Source organism: Rahnella sp. RFA10(1/100) (genome assembly GCF_004195115.1).
Lineage (GTDB): Bacteria > Pseudomonadota > Gammaproteobacteria > Enterobacterales > Enterobacteriaceae > Rahnella > Rahnella perminowiae.
Genome location: NZ_SEWR01000002.1, coordinates 92,273 through 113,823, shown reverse-complemented (window position 1 = coordinate 113,823; position 21,551 = coordinate 92,273). Strand labels below are relative to the sequence as shown.

The following is a 21,551-nucleotide window of genomic DNA, read 5'->3' as shown; positions in this document are numbered from 1 at the left end:
TGACGAAATACCAAGGAGACTTCATGAGCTTTAAAAATGCCATGAATCAATATGTGATAGCCGATGCGAAACTTTGTATTGGCTGCAATACCTGTATGGCCAGCTGTTCGCAGGAGCACCAGCGTCACGGTTTGCAATCTGCTCCCCGTTTACAGGTGATGCGTAACCGTCTGGATTCCGCGCCGGTGATGTGTCACCAGTGTGAAGATGCCCCCTGCGCACAGGTGTGTCCGGTCAATGCTATCACCCGTGAAAATGACGCCATTCATCTCAATGAAAGTCTGTGTGTGAGCTGCAAGCTATGCGGGCTTGCCTGCCCGTTCGGCGCCATTACCTTTTCCGGCAGCGCACCGCTGGATATTCCACGCGACTGCAATACCCCCAAAGCCCTGCCCGCCCCGCGAGATCCACGGGCCGTCAGCCCGTTTCTGGATTGCGTGCCGGGAGTGCGCGCGGTGGCGGTCAAATGCGATTTATGCAGCTTCAGCCCTGAAGGGCCGGCGTGTATCAGGACCTGCCCTACGCAGGCCATCACCCTGGTCACGGCCAGTCTGTCTGAAAACGCCAGTCAGCAAAAACGCCTGAATGCAATGAATGTATTTCCGGCCGGGCTGACTTCCTTTAGTGCGCCTGACACGGAGGCCAAACAATGACGGCATTATTAGCTTTGGATCCGGCGTCGCTGATGACGCTGGCAATGCTGGTCTGGGTTCTCAGCGGTATCGCCTGCGGATTGCTGGCCGGGGCTGCAAAAATCAGCAGTCTGATTTCAGGCACCGGCGGCATGATCGCATCGGTAGCCGTCATTCTTGCTGCGATTCTTATGTTGAGCAATGGCACATCAGTGACACTCACGCTGCCGGTTCTGCCTTACCGCGCCAGCTTCAGCCCGCTGAATGCGCTGTTATTACTGGCGATGTCCGTAACAGCCTTGTGCAGTAGCCTGTATGCCTGCGCCTGGCTGGCGAATGCCCGTCCGCGCCAGCGCGCCCGCACCGGTTCGTTATGTAATCTGCTGCTGGCAGCGCTGACCGCCGCCGCGATTTCCGCCAATGCGGCTGAACTGATCATGATGATGGAAATGGCCGCCCTGTGTGCTTATTTCCTGATCGTCCAGACCGACGATGTGAAAAGCCGACGTGCCGGTCTGAATCAGTTTTTATCCGGCCGCCTCGGCACGTTGTGTCTGATTCTGGCGTTTGCACTGCTGCATCGCGCCGGTGGCAGTCTGGATTTTGAGGTGCTTCGCCACACAACGTTTACGCCGGGCACTAAATCTCTGGCATTCCTGCTGGCGCTGGCCGGCTTCGGACTGTATGCCGGAATTATCCCGCTGCACGCCTGGGTGCCGCAGTCGCATTCCAGCGCCCCCGCCCACGCCGCCGCTCTGTTCTCTTCTGCATTAATGAAAATCGGCATTATCGGCATCGTAAAAGTCGGTCTGGATCTGCTGGGTGCACCGCCACTCTGGTGGGGCCTGATGGTATTGCTTCTGGCGATCCTGACCGCATTTATCGGCGGTCTGTACGCACTGATGGAACATGATATCCGCCGTCTGCTGGCCTATCACACTCTGGAAAACGTCGGGATTATTCTGCTCGGCGTCGGTGGTGCCATGGTGGGCGTGGCACTGAATCTGCCGCTGCTGGCCTCACTCGCCCTGCTGGCCGGATTATTCCACCTGTTCAATCACGGGCTGTTTAAAACTGCGCTGTTCCTCGGTGCCGGTGAAATCGAAATGCAGACCGGCATTAAGGATATGGAAAAACTCGGCGGGATCGCCCGTCTGATGCCGTGGACCGCCGTGGCGATGCTGATTGCCCTGATGTCGATGGCTGCGCTGCCGCCGCTGAATGGCTTTGCCAGCGAATGGCTGCTCTACCAGTCTTTATTCCAGCTGAGCGCCAGTCATGTGTTTATCGCACGTCTGCTCGGGCCTTTACTGGCAACCGGTCTGGCGCTGACCGGTGCACTGGCCCTGATGTGTATTGCCAAAGTCTTTGGCGTCACATTCTTAGGCTCACCCCGCAGTCAGGCGGCGGCAGAAGCCACGCCGGCCCCGAGGATGATGACGCTGAGCAGCGTATTGCTGGCGCTGTTGTGTGTACTTTCCGGTGTCGCCTCGCCATGGATTATTCCGCATTTTTCTGCCGTGGCCGCCTCGGTGCTGAATGCGTCTGTTTTACCGGCAGCTGCGCATGGCGTGGTGTTTTCTGACACGTCCGCCGTATCTGCACCGATGATCGCGCTGCTGCTGCTGGGCATGCCGCTGCTGCCATGGATTATCGCGGCGGCATTGCGCGGCTCCCGTCTCCCAAACCGTTCACGCGGCGATGCCTGGGCCTGTGGCTACGGTCATTGCGCTGCCATGGTGGTGACGGCGACCGGTTTTGCTCAGCCGCTGCGCGTGATGTTTGCCCCGCTTTATCGTCTGCGTCAGCACATGACACCCGTGCCGCTGGTGGCTGCGCTGCACCGTGGCTGGCTGGGGGCTTTCTGCCGTCGTCTGGCGCTCATCGAACTGGCCGTGTTGCTGGTCGTGGCTTTTGCCTGAGGAACTGACTTTGAACTTTTCATTCTTACTCGCAGGTTCGTTGTGGCCGCTGGGGCTGCTGCAGGCCATTGCCTTGCTGGCGCTTGCGCCGTTGTTTGCCGGTTTCAGCCGCGTGATGCGCGCGCGGATGCACAACCGTCAGGGGCCGGGCGTATTACAGGAATACCGTGATATCGCCAAACTGCTGACCCGCCAGAGTGTCGCGCCCGCTGCCGCGGGTTCAGCATTTCGCAGCATGCCGTATCTGCTGACCGGCGGATTACTGGTGATCGCTACGGCCCTGCCGGTGGTCACGCTGGCCTCGCCAGTGGGAGCTGCGGGCGATGTGATCACCGTTATTTATCTGTTTGCCGTGGTGCGTTTTGTGTTTGCGATTGCCGGTCTCGATACCGGCAGCACCTTCACCGGTATAGGCGCCAGCCGTGAAGCGGTACTCGGTGTGCTGGTCGAACCGATCCTGCTGCTTGGTTTGTGGATTGCGGCACTGGTGGCCGGTTCAACCTCGCTGGGTGCCATTGCTGCCCGCGTACTGCACTGGCCGCTGTCCTCTTCCCTGACTCTCGTTCTGGCCGGTCTGGCCTGTGCATTCGCCACTTATATCGAAATGGGCAAACTGCCTTTCGACATGGCGGAAGCCGAGCAGGAATTACAGGAAGGCCCGCTGACAGAATATTCCGGCGCGGCGCTCGGCGTGCTGAAAATCGGCATCAGCCTGAAACAACTGGTGGTGTTGCAGTTGTTCATCGGTCTGTTCCTCCCGTTCGGGTTGACGGAACAGTTCACGCCACTGGCCCTGCTGACCGCCGTGGTGTGGTGCCTGCTGAAACTGCTGATCGCGGTCTTTGTGGTCGCGCTAATCGAGAACAGCGTCGCCCGTCTGCGCTTTCTTAAAACTTCCCGCACCACCTGGGCGGGATTCGGGCTGGCGTTTCTGGCGCTGGTTTCCTGGCTGGTCGCAGGCTGACCTGACATTTTTCTTGTCCCGCTGCGGCGGGAAGAGGCTTTGTAATGAGTGAGTTTAATACCGCATTAAATCAAAACCCGGTCGGCAAAGAATATCTGGCCGCGCTGGCGAAACAGTTTCCGTCGGCAATTTTAGGCAGTGAATGGCAGACCGATACACAGGCAACCGTCACCATCCGGCTGAACTGGCTGCCGGAAGTCGTCGAATGGCTGTATTACCAGCAGGGTGGCTGGCTGTCCGTGCTATTCGGTAACGACGAACGGACGCTGTGCGGCAATTACGCGCTGTATTATGTGCTGTCGATGGAACGGGGCGTGAAGTGCTGGATCACCGTGCGCGCCGAAGTGGATCCCGCGTCCCTCGAATTTCCTTCCGTGACACCGCGCGTACCGGCTGCCGTTTGGGGCGAACGCGAAGTCCGTGATATGTACGGGTTGCGTCCGGTCGGGCTGCCGGATGAACGACGTCTGGTGCTGCCGGATGACTGGCCGGACGATTTATATCCGCTGCGTAAAGACGCGATGGATTACCGTCAGCGCCCGGCACCGACCACGGATGAAGAAACCTATCCGTTTATTTCCGAAGCCAAAGAAGGCAGCAAAATCGTGCCGATTGGTCCGCTGCACGTCACGTCTGACGAACCCGGACACTTTCGTCTGTTCGTCGACGGCGAAGACATTATCGATGCCGATTACCGTCTGTTTTACGTGCACCGTGGCATGGAAAAACTGGCTGAAACCCGCATGGGCTACAACGAAGTCACCTTCCTGTCAGACCGCGTTTGCGGCATCTGCGGCTTCACGCACAGCGTGGCGTACACCTCTTCGGTCGAAAATGCGATGGGCATTGTGGTGCCGGAACGTGCCCAGATGATCCGTTCCATTCTGCTGGAAGTGGAACGTCTGCACAGCCATCTGCTCAATCTCGGACTGGCCTGCCACTTTGTCGGTTTCGATTCCGGTTTCATGCAATTTTTCCGCGTCCGTGAACAGTCGATGAAGATGGCAGAAATCCTGACCGGCGCGCGTAAAACCTATGGTATGAACCTGATCGGCGGTATCCGCCGCGACATTCTCAAAGATGATATGACAGCCACGATTGCCCTGGCGGGCAGCATGCGCCGTGATCTTAACGAGCTGGTTGATATTCTGCTCAGCACGCCGAATACCCGGCAGCGCAGCGTGGGCGTCGGTATTCTGGATCCTGAAGTCGCTCGCGATTTCAGTAACGTCGGGCCGATGGTCCGTGGCAGTGGTCACCGCCGCGATATGCGTCAGGATCACCCTTATGCCGGTTACGCCAAACTGCCATTTGAGCTGTGCAGCGAAACCGGTAACGACGTTTATTCCCGCCTGAAAGTGCGTATCCATGAAGTGTTTAACGCCCTGAATATGATCGAGTTCGGCCTGCAAAGCCTGCCCGGCGGCCCGCTGGCAGTCGAAGGTTTCAATTATATTCCACACCGCTTTGCTCTTGGTTTTGCCGAAGCACCACGCGGTGATGACATTCACTGGAGCATGACCGGCGACAACCAAAAGCTGTTCCGCTGGCGTTGCCGTGCGGCGACTTACGCCAACTGGCCGACACTGCGCTACATGCTGCGCGGCAATACGGTGTCTGATGCGCCGCTGATTATCGGCAGTCTCGATCCTTGTTATTCCTGCACCGACCGCATGACGGTTGTTGATGTGCGTAAGAAAACGTCCATTGTCGTGCCTTACAAAGAGATCGAACGTTACGGCATCGAACGCAAAAATTCGCCGCTTTGAGGAACTGCTTATCATGCTGAAACTAATTAAAAAAGTGCTTAAAACCGGCACCGCAACCGTGGCTTATCCGTTTAAGCCGCTGGATCTGGCACCCAATTTTCGCGGCAAACCGCAATACACCGCACAGCAGTGTATTGCCTGCGGCGCGTGTGCCAACGCTTGTCCGTCTAACGCGCTGACCATGACCACGGCAGAAGACGGCGAAACGATCCGCTGGTCGCTGTTTCTGGGACGCTGTATTTTCTGCGCCCGCTGTGAAGAAGTCTGCCCGACGGCCGCCATCAGACTGTCGCAGGAATTCGAACTGGCAGTCTGGCGGAAAGAAGATTTGTTTGAGACGGCGGATTTCCCGATCTGTCATTGCCGGGCCTGCGGCAAACCTTACGCGGTACAAAAGGAAATCGACTTCGCACTCAGCCTGTTGCAGGAAAGTGTCGCACTGAGCGACCGGCAAATTTCTGAACGCCGCGAACAGTACGAAACCTGTCCCGAATGCAAAAAACTACACAGCCTTTCTTCGACCGACCGGATTGATATCGGCCGGCACATGACCACGGAGGCCCGTTCATGAGTCATAACCTGTTTGCTCCGCGTGACGAAAACGGCTTGCCGGTCCCCGTCACGCTGGACGAAAGCATTACTAAACTGAAATCCACACTGCTTAACAGCATCCGCCGCTCAGCCTACGTGTATCGCGTGGACTGCGGCGGGTGTAACGGCTGTGAAATTGAGATTTTCGCCGCCATTTCCCCGCTGTTCGATGCCGAACGTTTCGGCATCAAGGTTGTACCGTCGCCGCGCCACGCCGACATTTTGCTGTTCACCGGTGCCGTCACCCGCGCCATGCGCATTCCGGCACTGCGCGCCTGGGACAGTGCACCGGATCCGAAAATCTGCATTTCCTACGGAGCCTGCGGCAACAGCGGTGGCATCTTCCATGATCTGTACTGTGTATGGGGAGGTACCGACAAAATCGTGCCGGTGGATGTGTATATTCCCGGGTGCCCGCCGACACCGGCTGCCACCATTTATGGTTTTGCGCTGGCGCTGGGTTTGCTGGATCAGAAGATTAAAGGCCAGCAACACGACGAAGCGGCCACCGGACCGGCAGCGCTGCTGCACCCGGATATACCGCAGCCACTACGCGTATTACTGGACAGGGAAGCACGCCGGATGGCCGGTTACCGTTATGGCCGCCAGATTGCTGACAAGTTTATGGATATCGTTGCCGCGCCCGGCTTACAACCGGTGGAACAGCGGGTGTCTGCATATCTTGAGGAACAAGGTGATCTGCGTCTCAACGAAATTGTCGGCAATCTGCAACACATTTATCAGCAGGTTCTGCGTGGTGAGGTACATCTGTGATGACCTCCGTTAACGACCAGCGCTACGCGCGCCATCAACCTTATACCGGTCATCAGCCGGACAAAAACAAAGTGATTTTCTATTCACTGAGCAGCAAGTTTGTCGATGAGAAAAGCGCACAGAAACGCAGTTCGCAAAAAGTGCAGGAAGTGGTGTATTACAGCCTGGCGATCGGCCATCACCTCGGGGTGATCGACTGTCTGACATCCCGCCTGGAATGCCCGCTTGAGGGGTATCTGCACTGGGTTGACTGTCTGCCTGAAAACAGCGAAGCGCACCGCAAACTGGCCGGTGTGCGGCGTTTCGGGGAGATCAATATCGACAGCAGCCACACCCACTTGCTGGCGCTGGCGCTGCGTGATGCCCGCCCGAAAATGAGTGCTGAACAACAGGGCTGGAGCGACCGGCTCATCGCCCTGCTCACCCAAATTGAACACGACCCCGCCATGTACCTGATGGTCAGGAGATACGATGCCTGATTTAACCTCCCGCTACGCACTGTTGTGCGTGGGCAACAGCATGATGGGCGATGACGGTGCCGGTCCGCGGCTGGCCGAACTCTGCGTTGAAAAACCGCTGGCCGGCTGGACAGTGGTTGACGGCGGCGCGGTACCGGAAAACGACATCGGTTATTTACGCGAACTGCGGCCTGCACATCTGGTGATTGTCGATGCCACTGACATGGGGCTGGCGCCCGGTGAAATGCGCATCATCGATGAAGATGACATCGCCGACATGTTCATGATGACCACCCATAATCTGCCGCTGACATTCCTCATTCAGCAGTTGCGTACAGACATCCCGCACATCACGTTTGTCGGCATTCAGCCGGATGTGGTGGCTTTTTACTTCCCCATGAGCGCCGCTGTTGAACAGGCTGTTAGCCATCTGTATCAGCGATTGCCTGCGCTGGAGCAAGGGCTCGGGATAGCCCCTTTCCGGCAGGAAACCGCCTGACAGCGTCTGTCGACATAACTGTCGATGCGGTGACGAAACAGACATGACGTCAGCGACTGGTTTCGTCACCGTCACACACAAAACAAATAACCCATTGAATTTACTGGCAAATAATACAATCAAGAAACTGGCACGCTTTATGTATAGAAGTAGATGAAAACTTTTAACCCCCTCAATTAAAAGCATACTGAAATCCCCTAAGGCATTGGCATTGCAGGAAGGCAGCAAGCGAAGGAGTCCCGATGAGCTGACATGAGTCAGTGATTCGGGCGAGTGAACGCAGCCAACGCACCTGCGGTGTCAAGGACGACGGGGATTTGGAGAGAGAGATGAACCGGTTTATTATCGCCGACCCTAAAAAATGCATCGGCTGTCGTACCTGTGAAATTGCCTGCGTGATGGCTCACAGTGAATCACAAGATATCTCGCTGCTTAACGCCGCCACCTTCGCCCCGCGTCTGCACGTCATCAAAGGCGTCAATCTCAGTACACCGGTGATGTGTCGCCAGTGTGAAGATGCGCCTTGTGCCAACGTCTGCCCGAACGGCGCCATTCTTCGCACCGGGGATCATGTGCAGGTGATGCAGGAACGCTGCATCGGCTGTAAGACCTGCGTTGTCGCCTGTCCGTATGGCGCAATGGAAGTGGTCACCAAACCGGTTTTCCGCCAGAACGGCGCGGCGATGATCACCACCTCGGATAAAGCCGAGGCGCACAAATGCGACCTGTGTCACGCCCGCGCTGAAGGCCCGGCCTGTATGGAAATCTGCCCGACCAAGGCACTGTTCGCCATCGACCGTAACCACTTACAGGAAATGAACGCAGAAAAACGCCGCCGCGCTGCGCTCGACAGCACCTCCCCGCTGCTGTTTTAACCCCGGATTAAGGAAGCAATAGCATGAAAAAAGTCACTACTGTCTGCCCGTATTGCGGTGCCGGATGTAAATTGAATCTGGTTGTCGATAACGGAAAAATCATCCGTGCGGAAGCGGCGAACGGCGTTACCAATCAGGGCGAACTGTGCCTGAAAGGTTATTACGGTTGGGATTTTCTCAATGACACCAAACTGCTGACCCCGCGCCTGACCCAACCCCTGATCCGCCGCCAGAAAGGCGGGAAATTCGAAGCCGTCAGTTGGGATGAAGCCATCCGCTACACTGCACAACGCCTGAAAGACATTAAACAAAAACACGGCCCGCGCGCCATTATGACTACCGGCTCTTCCCGCGGGACCGGCAATGAAACCAACTACGTGATGCAGAAATTCGCCCGTGCGGTGATCGGCACCAACAACGTTGACTGCTGTGCCCGCGTTTGTCACGGCCCGTCAGTTGCCGGTTTGCAGGCCACCCTCGGTAACGGTGCAATGAGTAACTCCATCGGCGATATCGAAAACTCAAAATGTCTGCTGGTGTTCGGCTATAACTGCGCGGATTCTCATCCGATCGTCGCACGCCGCGTGATCAAAGCGAAAGAAAAAGGCGCACAGATCATTGTCTGCGACCCGCGCCGCATCGAAACCGCCCGCATTGCCGATCAACATTTGCAAATCAAAAACGGCTGCAACATGGCGCTGGTGAATGCCTTCGCCCATGTGCTGATCGAAGAAGATCTGTATGACCATGACTATGTGGCGAAATACACCGAGGGCTTTGAGGAATACCGCAAAAATGTCGCGGATTACTCACCGGAAGCCGTGGCAGAACAAACCGGTGTTTCCGCACAGCAAATCCGCCAGGCAATGCGCACTTACGCCGCCGCACCTTCTGCCACCATCATGTGGGGCATGGGCGTCACTCAGTTTGGTCAGGCAGTTGACGTGGTGAAAGGGCTGGCAGGGCTGGCCTTGCTGACCGGTAATCTGGGCCGCGCCAATGTCGGCGTCGGGCCGGTTCGCGGGCAGAATAACGTGCAGGGTGCCTGTGATATGGGCGTGTTGCCGAATGAATTCCCGGGTTATCAGTCCGTCACTGATGCAAAAGTTCGTGCGAAATTTGCCGATGCCTGGGGCATTGACGTTAATCAAATGGACGCCGAAGTCGGTCACCGCATCACCGAGATCCCGCATCTGGCAATCGAAGGTAAGGTCAAAGCCTATTACATTATGGGTGAAGATCCATTGCAGACTGAAGCCGATTTAGGTCTGGTGCGAAAAGGCTTCGAAGCGCTGGAATTCGTGGTGGTTCAGGACATCTTCATGACCAAAACCGCCGAGCAGGCCGACGTAATTTTACCGGCCACCTCCTGGGGCGAACATGGTGGCGTATTCTCCTGCGCAGACCGTGGCTTCCAGCGTTTCGAGAAAGCCATTGAGCCAAAATACAACGTCAAACGCGACTGGGACATTATCAGTCTGCTGGCGACCGAGATGGGTTATCCGATGCATTACAACGATAACCAGGAAATCTGGGACGAAATGCGCAACCTCTGCCCGCTGTTCTACGGCGCCACCTACGAAAAAATGGGCGAACTGGGACATGTGCAGTGGCCTTGTACCACACTTGAAAGCCCGGGGACGCAATACCTGTACGCCGACAATCACTTCGATACCCCGACAGGTAAAGGCCAGTTGTTTGCCGCACCGTGGCGCGCACCGGCCGAAGTGCCGGACGGTGATTACCCGCTGGTCCTGTGCACCGTGCGCGAAGTCGGCCACTATTCCTGCCGTTCGATGACCGGTAACTGTGCGGCATTGCAGACGCTGGCTGACGAACCGGGTTTCGTGCAAATGAACCCGGCTGACGCCCAGGCGCTGAATATCCGTGACCAGCAACTGGTCTGGGTGGCCTCACGCCGCGGCAAAGTTATCTCACGCGTCAACTACAACGAACGTATCAATCTGGGTGCGGTGTACATGACGTATCAGTGGTGGATTGGCGCCTGTAATGAGCTGACGCAAGATAATCTCGACCCGATTTCCAAAACACCGGAAACCAAATACTGCGCAGTGAAAGTCGAACAAATCACCGATCAGCGCTGGGCCGAAAACTACGCACATCAGACTTACAGCGATATGAAAGCACGCCTGCGCAGCGCCGTTGAGGATGTGATCCCGGTGGTTGAGATTTAGTTTGATTTAGCTCCTCACCAAAAGGAGTGGGTTTTAAGCGCCTCCCTGAGGAGTGGGAATTGGGTTTTAGTTTTGCTCCCTCCCCTGCGAAGGGGAGGAGCTTTAAAACCCTCCTCTACGTTTAAAAAGGGTTTTTATGTCCGGTCTGCTCATTCGCATCTGCGGTAAAGTCCAGGGCGTCGGTTTCCGGCCTTTCGTCTGGCAACTGGCTGACCGTCTGCGGCTTCGCGGGGAAGTGTGTAACGACAGCGCAGGTGTGGAAATCAGGCTGCTTCAGCCGGTCAATCTTGAAATTTTTATTGAACAGTTACAACGCGACTGCCCGCCGCTGGCACGCATCGACAGCATCACTTTCGATCCTTTCGACTGGCCGATACCGCCGCAAAATTTCACTATTGCTGACAGCCGTCACAGCCGGATGGATACACAGGTAGTGCCCGACGCGGCAACCTGCCCCGAATGCCTGAAAGATATTACCCGTCCGGGGGATCGTCGTTTCGGCTACGCCTTCACCAACTGTACACATTGCGGCCCGCGTTTTACGCTGATCCGCGCCATGCCTTATGACCGCCCTTCCACCAGCATGGCGGAATTTCGCTTGTGCCCGCACTGCCAGCACGAATATCAGGATCCTGCTGACCGCCGGTTTCACGCACAGCCGGTCGCCTGTCCGCAATGCGGGCCGCAGGTCAGCGCGACGTTGCAAAATGGCAACATTCTGGCACAAGGAGAAGCGGCACTGGAATGCGCCGTCGCGGCATTACGTGCGGGTAAAATCGTCGCCATTAAAGGGCTGGGCGGCTTTCATCTGGCCTGTGATGCCACACAACAAAACGCGGTAATGCGGCTGCGGGAACGTAAACAGCGGCCGTCAAAACCACTGGCGGTGATGCTGCCGGATATCAGCTGGCTGGCAGAATGCAGCGATGAAAGCCCGCAATTTGCACTGCGTGAAATGCTGGAATCACCGGCTGCACCCATCGTACTGGCAGAGAAAAGTGCGATATCAAAGCTGTGTGCTGCCATTGCGCCGGACCTGGACGAAGTCGGACTGATGCTGCCGTTTACTCCGCTGCATCATTTACTGATACAGGCGGTTCATACCCCCCTGGTGATGACCTCCGGCAATGCGAACGGTTGTGCGCCTGTACTGACCAATGAAGCTGCGCTGTTGCAACTCAACGGTATTGCCGACGTGTGGTTGCTGCATAACCGCGATATTGTCCAGCGCGCCGATGATTCACTGCTGCGTGTGACACCCCGGGGTATTGAAATGCTGCGCCGCGCGCGCGGCTATGTGCCCGATGCTTTTACACTGCCTGCCGGATTCAACATCCAGCCGCCGCTGCTGGCGCTGGGCGGTGATCTCAAAAATACCTTCTGTCTGGTGCGCGGCGATCAGGCCATTCTCAGTACGCATTTCGGATCACTCACCTGCAGCGATATTGCCGGACAACAACAGCACGCGATTGAACATTTTCAGCGCCTTTATGATTGCCTGCCGGTGGCAGTGGCCTGTGACGCGCATCCGGGGTATGTCAGCCATAGACAGGCGGAAAGCCACGGTGTACGCGTGACGGAGGTTCTTCATCATCACGCCCATATTGCTGCATGTCTGGCGGAACATGGCTGGCCGCTGGATGGCGGCAAGGTTATCGGGCTGGCGCTTGACGGGCTGGGTTATGGCATTGCTGATGCTAAAACCGGTGCCCTGTGGGGCGGCGAGTGTTTGCAGGCAGATTATCTGCACTGCGAACATTTAGGCGGATTGCCCGCCGTTGCGCTGCCGGGTGGCGACCGCGCCGCGCGGGAACCGTGGCGGAATTTACTGGCACATTGGCAGGCTTTTGTGCCGGACTGGCAGACACGCCCTGAGGCAAAGGCGTTACAGGAACATCCGTGGTTGCCGCTCTCCAGAGCCATCACCGCCGGGATTAATGCCCCGCTGGCGTCTTCCTGCGGACGCCTGTTTGATGCCGTCGCCGCCGCACTCGGCTGTACGCCTGCGCAACTGAGCTGGGAAGGCGAGGCGGCAAGCCGTCTGGAAGCGCTGGCGCAACGCGGACAGGGTATTTCGCATCCGGTGACAATGCCGCTGCGGCATACACCGTCGGGCACGTTTCTTGATTTAGCGACGTTCTGGCAGCAATGGCTCGGCTGGAGGGCTACGCCTGACGCGCGGGCTTTCGCTTTTCACGATGCGCTGGCGCAAGGCTTTGCCGCCCTCGCCTGCTATCACGCGGTCAGAACTGGCACCCGTACTGTGGCGCTGGGGGGTGGCGTGCTGCATAACCGTCTGCTGCGCCGGCTTTTACATCACTATTTAGCGCCCCTTCGCGTGCTGATGCCACAAAAGGTGCCTGCCGGAGACGGCGGTCTGGCGCTGGGGCAGGCTGTTATCGCCTGCGCCCGCCTGCAATTTTCTTCTGGTTTTAACAACAAGGACTCCCATGATTAACCGTGATTTTTTTCACACGCACCGTCGTGCTTTCTGGCTGCTGATCGGGCTGCTGGCTGTCAATTTACTGGCCTGGGGTTGGGCTCTGGTGGTGTTTCGCCACAACCCGGCGCTGGTGGCGGCGGCCTTGCTGGCTTACGGTTACGGGCTGCGTCACGCCGTTGATGCCGATCATATTGCGGCTATTGATAACGTCACCCGTAAGCTGATGCAACAAGGACAGCGGCCGGTGGCAGTCGGGGCATTTTTTTCTCTCGGACATTCCAGCATTGTGGTGCTGGCCTGCGTGGCGATCGCGGCAACATCTCTGGTGTTTGGTAATAAAATTGGCTGGCTGCATGACTATGGCAGCACGATTGGCACACTGGTTTCCGCGCTATTTCTGCTGATGATGGCGCTGTTGAATGCGCTGATCCTGCGCGATGTTTACCGCCGTTTTCAGAAAATCAAACAGGGTAAAAATTCTGCGGAAACCGGAGAAGATCACAGGATGCAGGGTGGGATGATGAGCCGGTTATTCAGCTTTGCGTTTAATCTGGTAAACAAAAGCTGGCAGATGTATCTGGTAGGCTTTTTATTCGGGCTGGGTTTTGATACGGCCACTGAAATTGGCCTGCTGGGTATTTCCACCGCCGGGGCCTCTTCCGGTATGTCCGTATGGAGCATTTTGGTATTTCCGGCGCTGTTCGCCAGCGGCATGGCGCTGGTCGATTCACTGGATAACTTTGTCATGGTCGGCGCTTACGGCTGGGCGTTCGATAAACCGGTGCGTAAGCTCTATTACAACATGACAATTACCGCCACCAGTGTGGTAATCGCCCTGTTTATCGGTGGCCTGGAAGCGCTCGGACTGTTGGCCGATAAGCTGGACTTACACGGTGGAATTTGGGTCGTTGTCGGGCGCCTCAATGAAAATATGGGCAGCGTGGGGTACGCTGCCGTGGCGATTTTTGTGGTGTTCTGGGGTATTTCTGCCCTCAATTATCGCCGTAAAGGCTACGACAATCTGGCAGTGTGATCCGCGCGCCGTCAGGCATCGTCCGGCAAGGTCAGTTGCTTTTCCAGACGCAGTTTATCGCCGTCCGTTACAGTTATCATAATTTGCGTTTTGCCCCCGGGCTGGACGGCAAAACGCATCTGCCCCAGAGGCTGCGGCTGGTTAGCGGAAAGATTCATATTATGGCTCTGACGGCTGGTGCTGGTGCCCGCAGTACTTTCCTGCGAAACAGAAACCGCTACCTGACAGGCACAGGCTTTGGTGAGGCTGACCATCGGCGTAATGACATAATTCTGCGCATTGTTTTGTGTATCGAACCAAAGCTGGTTGGACATCACGGCAGCAATCAGGAGTAAATGCATAACGTTTATCCTCCGTATCCGGTCGAAAAAAAACAGGGCCAGCGCCCTGTTCTGAGAAGCTTTTGCCATGACTCATGGTAGAAGCTAAACCTGTTTTTTGCTCCTCTCCCTGCGAAGGGGGAGGTCGGGAGGGGGTTTCGCAGGCAACATCAAATCCGACGTTGCGAGTAATACCCTACCCCAGCCCTCCCCTTCACAGGGGAGGGAGCTGAATCAGTTTTGTGAAGCGTACGCGAGGTTGCCGGTACCAGACTGAACAATATTGGTCAGAGCACCGTTAGCCCCTTGCGAAGCCTGAGCATAGTTGCCAGAACCATTTTGGGAAACCAGCACTTTGCTGCCGTTTGCAGTTTGTGCAACGTTAGCATTGTTGAAGTCACCCTTCTGAGAAACGCTCACCAGACTGCCGTCGCCAGTCTGATTGGTGCTCGCGGTATTTCTGTAACCATCCTGACCGATGGAGGTCAGCGATTTTTGTGCGCCAGACTGAGTGGCATTCGCCAGGTTAGCCGTGCCCTGCTGGTAAATCTGAATTTCAGAATTCCACTGAGTTGCCGTGAATGTCGGGACCGTTGACGGCGGTGTTGACGGGCCGGAGGGTCCGCCACCGTGATGACCATCATTGCCCCCTGCAAACGCACTGCCACTGACGACTAAAGCGGAAACTGCCACAATTTTCCAAAGTTTCATGATGCTACCCCATTGGTTTAATGTCGGATGTCATAAAAAACGTTCTACCCTTTTTGGGCCGATTTGATTGCTAATGCTGTGTCACTCTAATCGCCATTCCTGACGAGTTTTGTACGACGCCGCTGCTCTGGTTCGTACCATTCTGACGAATTTCCGTTACACTCCGGCCTTTTTGCAGAATGTATGCGGTATTGCCAAAATTCTGTTGCGTAATGGATGCATCCCCGCCGCCGGTTTGCGATATGTAGGCGAAATTATCGCTACCGCTTTGGGATATATCCGCGTTATTTCCATTACCTCGCTGATTCAGCAGTGCTGTATTCTCTGACCCGGTCTGGCGGATAGCACCTGAATTTCCGTAACCCGTCTGATGGGTGACGGTCAGATTGCTATTACCGCTCTGATAAATTACAGCGGAGTTCCCCGTTGAATTTCCTGCACCCGCGAAAATCTGATCCGACCCTGCAGAATTGATTTCCGGATAAGTCATATCAAATTGCTGTGCATGAATCCCCCAGGATGCTGTAAGTAACGCCAGGGTTAATAAAGTCTTTTTCATTTCGCCACCCTGTATATACCGGCACCTTACTTAGCTCACCGGTTAATTGCTGCGGACAAATTGATTATGGTGTTTACTGAAAATAAGGAACTCACCCGCCCGTCGTATTTTAATTTCCGGCTTCATCAGAAAGTATGAGACGACCTTTATCATGCGGACTGTCCGGAACGATGGCGTAAAAGGTCAGCGGGGCTAATCAACCCCATGGCATTAATCCTAAAATTAAAGTGCAGAACAGTTTAAATAATCACACAAATGCAACTATTCTTAATTCTCTTTGAAATTAAAAACCCACGTAAAAGAGATCACCTGCACACTTTCATCCCTTAGCAGTCGCAAAAAAAAGCCTTTCCGCTGCTTTATAGCGCTGTTTAACCCGATGTAAAGTGACTTACAGGCCTGCTCACCTAAGTGAAATCAATACAAAAAGACACCATAATTTGGGTTATTAAAGGCGAAGCATGCAGCCGGCGGGTGTTTCAGCACAATTAAACCGGGTTGCTATCGAAGAAATATTTAGCCTTAACAAGGCCAAACGTTAATTTAGTGTAAAATTAGTAGCTAAGTCCTCTTTAACATGACGGGAATTAATTCCCGCCAATACATAAGGAAAGCTTTATACATTTTATGTTACATTCTGAAACACAAATAAGCCTTGCGTAAGGTAAACCAAAAGCTAAATTGAGTCAGTAACGCACATAAAACCGCCTGAAAATATTATGTGCCTCAGGTTGTGAATATTTGCTACTTTCAGATATACACAGCAAACATATCGCTATAGGTTTAGCAAAATAAAATCTCAGTCTATTTCCTGCCTTTTCAGTGATCAGGCAATGGCAGACTGTGGCTATAAAAATCAGGGCAGGGTTTCATTATGAGTAATGAAGCAGCAATCAATAATAATATTCTTTTATTAGTGACTAAACCATCATTACAAGCCAGTGCTTTATTGCAGCAATTAAAACAGCAACTTTGTGTTAATGCCCGGCTTCACAATATCCATAAATTACTTGAAGATCAGCCGCTTCATCAGGCATTAATTCTCTTCGATATGATGGAGGCCGATCGTCGGACAATTGATCTGTGGCAAACAGCGGTAAACCGTTATCACGACAATGTGAAGTTATTATTATTAAACACACCGGATAATTATCATTTTCGGGAAATTGAAACCTGGCCGGGGATCAGCGCCGTTTTTTATCTTTCCACCGATGAAGCACATCTGGTGGAAGGGATTAAAAGCGTGATCCGTGGAGAATGCTACTTCTCTCAGGGCTTCGCCAGTTACCTGATCAATCAGTCCGGTGCTTTCCGCCAGCTTCACTCAGAAGATACCGGCCTGACTCATCGCGAAAAAGAGATCCTTAATAAGTTACGTGTAGGTGCCTCGAATACGGAAATCGCGCGTTTGCTGTTTATTAGCGAGAACACCGTTAAAACGCATCTCTATAATTTATTTAGGAAAATATCGGTTAAAAACCGTACCCAGGCGGCGTCCTGGGCTAACGACAACCTCAAGCGCTGACATCATGACTATGTGCATAAAGGGCTTCTGGCTCTGGCTGGCGCTGCTGTGCGCCACCTGCCTGCATGTACAGGCTGCGGATATAAAAGATCCGGGGCTTATCACCGACAGAACCGTGACTTCGGTTGGCCATGATTTTTACCGTGGCTTCACCGGCAAATGGGAACAGAACTACCCGGAAACGCTCACCATTTCAGAAAGGCCCAGCGCCCGCTGGGGCAGTTGGATCACCATAAAAATAGGTCAGGACACCCTTTATCAGGCTTTGCTGTTTCCGAACCGTCGCAATTTTAATAAGGACATCGATACCGCCATTGCCGGGGTGAGCGAAGCACTATCACGGCGGCAGTTAGACAAAGCGTTACTGGGCACCGGGGATCTCGCCCATGACGAATTTTAATGCACAGCCTCTTTTAAGGAGAGCATCGTGAATATTCCAGTCTCAGCTTCGCGTTCAGTCATGCTGCTGGCATTACTGACGGCATCCCCGGTTTCCTGGGGCGGCAACATGGTTTTTCAGTTCATCAACCCGAATTTTGGTGGCAACCCGAATAATGGTGCGTTTCTGCTCAACGAAGCTCAGGCGCAGAATTCTTATAAAGATCCCGACAGCTATGACTTCGGCTCCACCCAGACGTCCGCGCTGGATAATTTTACCGCCTCGATACAGTCGCAATTACTGGGCAGCCTGATGGGCAATGTCAATCAGGGGAAACCGGGGCGGCTGGTAACACAAGACTTTATCGTGGATATCCAGAATACCGACGGGCAGTTGGTGATGAATGTCACTGACCGCAAGACCGGCAAAATTTCCACTATCCAGGTACAGGGCTTGTCCGCCACGACCAACTGATTCCGATGACCAATAAAAACAGGAACGACATCATGCGCAGCTATTTATTACTCATCGCAGTTTTTGTGTTGAGCGGGTGCCTCACAGCAGCACCGAAAGAAGCCGCAAGACCGACATTATTGCCCCGGGCACCAAGCTATACCGATCTGACTCACTTGCCTTCGCCGCAGGGCCGGATTTTTGTGTCGGTCTATAACATTCAGGATGAAACGGGCCAGTTCAAGCCATATCCGGCCAGTAACTTCTCGACCGCCGTGCCGCAAAGTGCCACAGCGATGCTGGTATCGGCACTCAAAGATTCCAAATGGTTTATCCCGCTGGAACGTCAGGGGCTGCAAAACTTACTGAACGAACGCAAAATTATTCGTGCCGCGCAGGAGAATGGCAGCGTCGCCATCAATAATCAGCGGCCGCTTTCCTCGCTGGTCGCGGCGAATATCCTGATTGAAGGCTCGATAATCGGTTACGAAAGTAATGTGAAATCAGGCGGTGCGGGGGCGCGATACTTCGGTATCGGAGCCAGCACGCAATACCAGCTGGACCAGATAGCGGTGAACCTGCGTGCTGTCGACGTCAATACCGGAGAAGTTTTATCGTCCGTGAATACCAGCAAGACGATTTTGTCGTATGAAGTGCAGGCCGGGGTGTTCCGCTTTATCGACTATCAGCGGTTACTGGAAGGTGAACTGGGTTACACCACCAATGAGCCTGTGATGTTGTGCCTGATGTCGGCGATTGAATCCGGGGTGATTTATCTGGTGAATGACGGCATCGAACGTAACCTGTGGCAGTTGCAGAACCCGTCGGACATCAACTCACCGATTCTGCAACGCTACAAGAACAATATTGTCCCTGCCGAATCCTGATAACCGGCAGTTGGCGAAGGGAAACCGTGGGTTGAAACGGTTTCCCTTCTTTTTTTATCCGGTGATCTCAGGTTTTGTTTTCCTCAGTTTTCACCACCTGACGATAATTATTCACCCGCTTCTTATCCTCAAGATTAAAATCAGGATCGAGATAAATACTCAGCCGTTTAATCAGCAAATCTTCAAAGACAAAGACCGTGCAGAAATGATGGCTGCCGGCCTCCGACGTCGGCCAGCGGTCACCGTTTTGCATCACGCCACGCATCTGCCCTTCCAGCACAATGGCATCTCCGTCACTCAGAAAACGGAACGCGTCCTGAATGTGTTGGATCTTATCGATTTCAAGCGCGAAGCGTTTACCGAGTTCCCCCAGCGAAGTTTTTCCCTGTGCAGTGCCAAATTTTGGAAAAAACAGCACCACATCTTCAGCAAAGAGATCCAGCAATGACGCATCTGCCTGATCCAGTTTGGCGTAGAAATTTCTAACAATTTCAATGCGTTTTTCTTTCAGTTCGTGTTCTGCCATTTTCACCTCGGAATTCTCCATTTAATACATAAGCCTAGTGACTACAGCTGATTTTGCCAGTGAAGCGGCAGTGCTCACAAAACCACCGTTTCTGCCTGATGAAGAGTTTTCTGCACAGCGGGCGGGAATTCTCTACACTGGCGGGAGTTTTTATATTACTTCCCCTTACATTATTTTTTCCGGAGAGCCACGGATGCCTCAGTTCAATCAGACAGGTCGCCCGATGCCACACCTGCCTACACCCGGCCGCGGGTTAATCATTACCCTCTGCCTGCTTCAGGGATTATTGCTGTACTTCTTTTTCTCAGACCACATTCCAGCAAGATTTGCCGGTTTCTCTCACAATATTTACGGCCAGACTATGGCATTTACATTACCGGTGCTGATTTCATTGTCCGTCGTTCATCTGAATGACCGCCGGTTATGGGCCTCAGTGGCCCTGCTGGCGCTGCTGCTGGCCGGTATGGCCACCTGGGTAAAAAGTAATATAGCGGAGACATCGGCGGATTCAGTGCTGGTGTCATTTAATTTGTCTCTGGCGCTGCTGGTCTACTTCGTTTTGCCGTGGCTGCAGGTACAAACTTTCCCGGCGGCAAACCGTTACCGCTATGCCAGTCTTTCTGCGTGTTACAGCCAGAACACGCTGTCGGCCATGCTTACGTTCCTGCTGATGCTGCTGGCAGTGGGCGTGATGGCTCTGTGCGCGGCGCTGTTCCGGCTGGTCGGCATCGAATATTTCCATGAATTATTTTTTGAAACGCCGCTGTTTATGTATCTGGTTTACGGGCTGCTGTTAGGGGCCAGTATCGTCATCTGCCGAACGCAGCCGGCGCTCATCAATACCACCCGCCACATCATCCGTTTCATCCTGAAAGGCTTATTGCCGCTGGTGGCGTTTGTCGCGCTGATTTTCCTGTTTGCCCTGCCCTTCACCGGCTTGTCAACGCTGTCGCAAGCCTGGTCTGCAGCGAGCCTGCTGACCACCATGGCGCTGAGTATTCTGTTGCTGGTCAATGTCGTGCGTGAAACTGACAGCGAGGTCAAACCCTATCCGCGCGCTATCCGCCTGCTGGTGAATGCGGCGATTTTGTTGCTGCCGTTGTATGCCATACTGGCGCTCTACGCCACCGGCCTGCGCGTTTCGCAACACGGCTGGACACCGGAACGTCTGCGGGCGGTGCTGCTGATCATCATTACGCTGCTCGCATCGCTTTGCTACAGCTTATCGGTTATCGATAAGCACCCCGGCTGGCTGCCACGCATCACCCAGCTCAATAAACCGCTGTCGGTGCTGGTGGTGATACTGGTGATTGCCGCCAACAGCCCGCTGCTCGATCCTTACCGCATCAGCGTGAACAACCAGATTGCACGCCTCGACAAGGGCAAGATACAGGCGAAGGATGTTGATCTGAAATGGCTGCGTTTTGACACCGGTCGGCGGGGTAACGACGCGCTGGCAGCGCTGCAACAGCACCCCGCATTCACTGCCGATCCGCGCCTGCTGACCACAGTGAAAAATATGATGGCACAGACATCACGCTGGGGTTCCTACAACGATAAAAATGCAGCCGAACTGGCGAAAAATTATCGTGTGGAAGAGGCGAAAAAACGGATTCAGCTGGCGAAAGGTGCGACATCCCCCGATGACGCATGGTGGAAAAACCTGCCGCAGCTGGAGGAGTACCGCAATACACTGCGCGATTGCCTCAGCCTTCAGGGTGCGTGTATCGTCAATACGCTGGATTTAAACAATGACCGGCAGAAAGAGGTTTTTCTCTGTAATACGCTGGATGCACCTTCCGTTAATTGTCGCATTTACGCCAGACAGGCCGGGAAATGGACCCAGGCGGGAGAACTTTATCTGTATGAAGAAAAAGATAAATCTGCACTGATTACCGCCCTGCGCAACGGTGAGGTAAAACCGATGCAGCGTAAATGGAGTGATGTGCAGATTGACGGTAAACGCCGGGTCATTCACTACAACCACGACGAAGAATAACGCAAAATTCCCGGATAAATATGACCTGGATAATAAA

The 21,551-nt window shown here is 54.4% G+C and carries 21 protein-coding genes; 17 read left to right on the top strand and 4 right to left on the bottom strand.

The features are described from left to right. The first annotated feature begins 41 nt into the window (after nt 1–41). The 12 genes from ETV65_RS07280 to ETV65_RS07225 all read left to right on the top strand — a co-directional run bounded on the left by ETV65_RS07280 (nt 42) and on the right by ETV65_RS07225 (nt 14,155). Nucleotides 42–653, top strand: a complete 612-nt coding sequence (locus tag ETV65_RS07280) for a 4Fe-4S dicluster domain-containing protein (RefSeq protein WP_165383720.1) — start codon at nt 42–44, stop codon at nt 651–653. Then, a complete protein-coding gene (locus tag ETV65_RS07275; RefSeq protein WP_129952242.1) occupies nt 650–2,554 on the top strand; it encodes a proton-conducting transporter membrane subunit in 1,905 nt (634 codons plus the stop codon). Before ETV65_RS07280 ends, ETV65_RS07275 begins: the two co-directional genes overlap by 4 nt. A gap of 10 nt (nt 2,555–2,564) precedes the next feature. Beyond that, a complete protein-coding gene (locus ETV65_RS07270) occupies nt 2,565–3,518 on the top strand; it encodes a respiratory chain complex I subunit 1 family protein (RefSeq protein WP_129952241.1) in 954 nt (317 codons plus the stop codon). Between the two features lie 44 nt (nt 3,519–3,562). Beyond that, the gene (locus ETV65_RS07265; protein WP_129952240.1) at nt 3,563–5,287 is read left to right on the top strand and encodes a hydrogenase large subunit; all 1,725 of its coding nucleotides are present in this window, start codon (nt 3,563–3,565) and stop codon (nt 5,285–5,287) included. A gap of 13 nt (nt 5,288–5,300) precedes the next feature. Next, nucleotides 5,301–5,858 carry a formate hydrogenlyase complex iron-sulfur subunit gene (locus ETV65_RS07260; RefSeq protein WP_129952239.1) on the top strand — a complete coding sequence of 186 codons (558 nt, stop codon included), beginning with the start codon at nt 5,301–5,303 and terminating at the stop codon, nt 5,856–5,858. Continuing rightward, nucleotides 5,855–6,652 (top strand): NADH-quinone oxidoreductase subunit B family protein, encoded by a 798-nt coding sequence (locus ETV65_RS07255; RefSeq protein WP_129952238.1) that lies wholly within the window; start codon nt 5,855–5,857, stop codon nt 6,650–6,652. The genes ETV65_RS07260 and ETV65_RS07255 overlap by 4 nt, the downstream gene beginning before the upstream one ends. Next, a complete protein-coding gene (locus tag ETV65_RS07250; RefSeq protein WP_129952775.1) occupies nt 6,652–7,131 on the top strand; it encodes a formate hydrogenlyase maturation HycH family protein in 480 nt (159 codons plus the stop codon). Before ETV65_RS07255 ends, ETV65_RS07250 begins: the two co-directional genes overlap by 1 nt. Next, a complete protein-coding gene (gene hycI, locus ETV65_RS07245) occupies nt 7,124–7,609 on the top strand; it encodes a hydrogenase maturation peptidase HycI (RefSeq protein WP_129952237.1) in 486 nt (161 codons plus the stop codon). Before ETV65_RS07250 ends, hycI begins: the two co-directional genes overlap by 8 nt. A 329-nt stretch (nt 7,610–7,938) precedes the next feature. Next, nucleotides 7,939–8,484, top strand: coding sequence for an electron transport protein HydN (gene hydN, locus ETV65_RS07240; RefSeq protein WP_129952236.1), 546 nt, complete (start codon nt 7,939–7,941; stop codon nt 8,482–8,484). A gap of 23 nt (nt 8,485–8,507) precedes the next feature. After that, complete coding sequence (gene fdhF, locus ETV65_RS07235; protein ID WP_129952235.1) at nt 8,508–10,679, top strand: formate dehydrogenase subunit alpha; 2,172 nt, start codon at nt 8,508–8,510, stop codon at nt 10,677–10,679. A 136-nt stretch (nt 10,680–10,815) separates the two neighbouring features. Then, nucleotides 10,816–13,137, top strand: a complete 2,322-nt coding sequence (hypF, locus tag ETV65_RS07230; protein ID WP_129952234.1) for a carbamoyltransferase HypF — start codon at nt 10,816–10,818, stop codon at nt 13,135–13,137. After that, nucleotides 13,130–14,155, top strand: coding sequence for a HoxN/HupN/NixA family nickel/cobalt transporter (locus ETV65_RS07225; protein ID WP_129952233.1), 1,026 nt, complete (start codon nt 13,130–13,132; stop codon nt 14,153–14,155). The genes hypF and ETV65_RS07225 overlap by 8 nt, the downstream gene beginning before the upstream one ends. An 11-nt stretch (nt 14,156–14,166) precedes the next feature. Here the strand turns inward: ETV65_RS07225 and csgC are convergent, their stop codons facing one another. The 3 genes from csgC to ETV65_RS07210 all read right to left on the bottom strand — a co-directional run bounded on the left by csgC (nt 14,167) and on the right by ETV65_RS07210 (nt 15,745). Then, on the bottom strand, nt 14,167–14,496 hold the full coding sequence (gene csgC, locus ETV65_RS07220; protein WP_129952232.1) for a curli assembly chaperone CsgC: 330 nt from the start codon (nt 14,494–14,496) through the stop codon (nt 14,167–14,169). Nucleotides 14,497–14,709: 213 nt separating this feature from the next. After that, entirely contained in the window at nt 14,710–15,186 is a 477-nt protein-coding gene (gene csgA, locus ETV65_RS07215; RefSeq protein ID WP_129952231.1) for a curli major subunit CsgA, read from the bottom strand. Nucleotides 15,187–15,256: 70 nt separating this feature from the next. Next, nucleotides 15,257–15,745, bottom strand: coding sequence for a curlin (locus ETV65_RS07210; protein WP_129952230.1), 489 nt, complete (start codon nt 15,743–15,745; stop codon nt 15,257–15,259). 874 nt (nt 15,746–16,619) lie between these two features. On the opposite strand from ETV65_RS07210, the gene csgD reads away from it, so the two are divergent. The 4 genes from csgD to csgG are packed head-to-tail and all read left to right on the top strand — an operon-like array spanning nt 16,620 to nt 18,989. After that, a complete protein-coding gene (csgD, locus tag ETV65_RS07205) occupies nt 16,620–17,270 on the top strand; it encodes a biofilm master transcriptional regulator CsgD (protein WP_129952229.1) in 651 nt (216 codons plus the stop codon). A gap of 10 nt (nt 17,271–17,280) precedes the next feature. After that, nucleotides 17,281–17,670, top strand: a complete 390-nt coding sequence (gene csgE / locus ETV65_RS07200; protein WP_165383719.1) for a curli production assembly/transport protein CsgE — start codon at nt 17,281–17,283, stop codon at nt 17,668–17,670. Nucleotides 17,671–17,730: 60 nt separating this feature from the next. Further along, complete coding sequence (gene csgF, locus ETV65_RS07195; protein ID WP_129952774.1) at nt 17,731–18,123, top strand: curli production assembly/transport protein CsgF; 393 nt, start codon at nt 17,731–17,733, stop codon at nt 18,121–18,123. 32 nt (nt 18,124–18,155) lie between these two features. After that, nucleotides 18,156–18,989, top strand: coding sequence for a curli production assembly/transport protein CsgG (gene csgG / locus ETV65_RS07190; RefSeq protein WP_129952227.1), 834 nt, complete (start codon nt 18,156–18,158; stop codon nt 18,987–18,989). A gap of 67 nt (nt 18,990–19,056) precedes the next feature. On the opposite strand, the gene ETV65_RS07185 is transcribed toward csgG, so the two are convergent. Beyond that, nucleotides 19,057–19,515, bottom strand: coding sequence for a nuclear transport factor 2 family protein (locus tag ETV65_RS07185; RefSeq protein WP_129952226.1), 459 nt, complete (start codon nt 19,513–19,515; stop codon nt 19,057–19,059). Between the two features lie 193 nt (nt 19,516–19,708). On the opposite strand from ETV65_RS07185, the gene ETV65_RS07180 reads away from it, so the two are divergent. Further along, nucleotides 19,709–21,514 (top strand): DUF4153 domain-containing protein, encoded by a 1,806-nt coding sequence (locus ETV65_RS07180; protein WP_129952225.1) that lies wholly within the window; start codon nt 19,709–19,711, stop codon nt 21,512–21,514. Nucleotides 21,515–21,551 lie beyond the last annotated feature (37 nt).

Coding starts and splice junctions, on each gene's coding strand:
- ETV65_RS07280 (WP_165383720.1), top strand. CDS start 42: ATGAATCAATATGTGATAGCCGATGCGAAACTTTGTATTGGCTGCAAT.
- ETV65_RS07275 (WP_129952242.1), top strand. CDS start 650: ATGACGGCATTATTAGCTTTGGATCCGGCGTCGCTGATGACGCTGGCA.
- ETV65_RS07265 (WP_129952240.1), top strand. CDS start 3,563: ATGAGTGAGTTTAATACCGCATTAAATCAAAACCCGGTCGGCAAAGAA.
- ETV65_RS07260 (WP_129952239.1), top strand. CDS start 5,301: ATGCTGAAACTAATTAAAAAAGTGCTTAAAACCGGCACCGCAACCGTG.
- ETV65_RS07255 (WP_129952238.1), top strand. CDS start 5,855: ATGAGTCATAACCTGTTTGCTCCGCGTGACGAAAACGGCTTGCCGGTC.
- ETV65_RS07250 (WP_129952775.1), top strand. CDS start 6,652: ATGACCTCCGTTAACGACCAGCGCTACGCGCGCCATCAACCTTATACC.
- hycI (WP_129952237.1), top strand. CDS start 7,124: ATGCCTGATTTAACCTCCCGCTACGCACTGTTGTGCGTGGGCAACAGC.
- hydN (WP_129952236.1), top strand. CDS start 7,939: ATGAACCGGTTTATTATCGCCGACCCTAAAAAATGCATCGGCTGTCGT.
- fdhF (WP_129952235.1), top strand. CDS start 8,508: ATGAAAAAAGTCACTACTGTCTGCCCGTATTGCGGTGCCGGATGTAAA.
- hypF (WP_129952234.1), top strand. CDS start 10,816: ATGTCCGGTCTGCTCATTCGCATCTGCGGTAAAGTCCAGGGCGTCGGT.
- ETV65_RS07225 (WP_129952233.1), top strand. CDS start 13,130: ATGATTAACCGTGATTTTTTTCACACGCACCGTCGTGCTTTCTGGCTG.
- csgC (WP_129952232.1), bottom strand. CDS start 14,496: ATGCATTTACTCCTGATTGCTGCCGTGATGTCCAACCAGCTTTGGTTC.
- csgA (WP_129952231.1), bottom strand. CDS start 15,186: ATGAAACTTTGGAAAATTGTGGCAGTTTCCGCTTTAGTCGTCAGTGGC.
- ETV65_RS07210 (WP_129952230.1), bottom strand. CDS start 15,745: ATGAAAAAGACTTTATTAACCCTGGCGTTACTTACAGCATCCTGGGGG.
- csgD (WP_129952229.1), top strand. CDS start 16,620: ATGAGTAATGAAGCAGCAATCAATAATAATATTCTTTTATTAGTGACT.
- csgE (WP_165383719.1), top strand. CDS start 17,281: ATGTGCATAAAGGGCTTCTGGCTCTGGCTGGCGCTGCTGTGCGCCACC.
- csgF (WP_129952774.1), top strand. CDS start 17,731: ATGCTGCTGGCATTACTGACGGCATCCCCGGTTTCCTGGGGCGGCAAC.
- csgG (WP_129952227.1), top strand. CDS start 18,156: ATGCGCAGCTATTTATTACTCATCGCAGTTTTTGTGTTGAGCGGGTGC.
- ETV65_RS07185 (WP_129952226.1), bottom strand. CDS start 19,515: ATGGCAGAACACGAACTGAAAGAAAAACGCATTGAAATTGTTAGAAAT.
- ETV65_RS07180 (WP_129952225.1), top strand. CDS start 19,709: ATGCCTCAGTTCAATCAGACAGGTCGCCCGATGCCACACCTGCCTACA.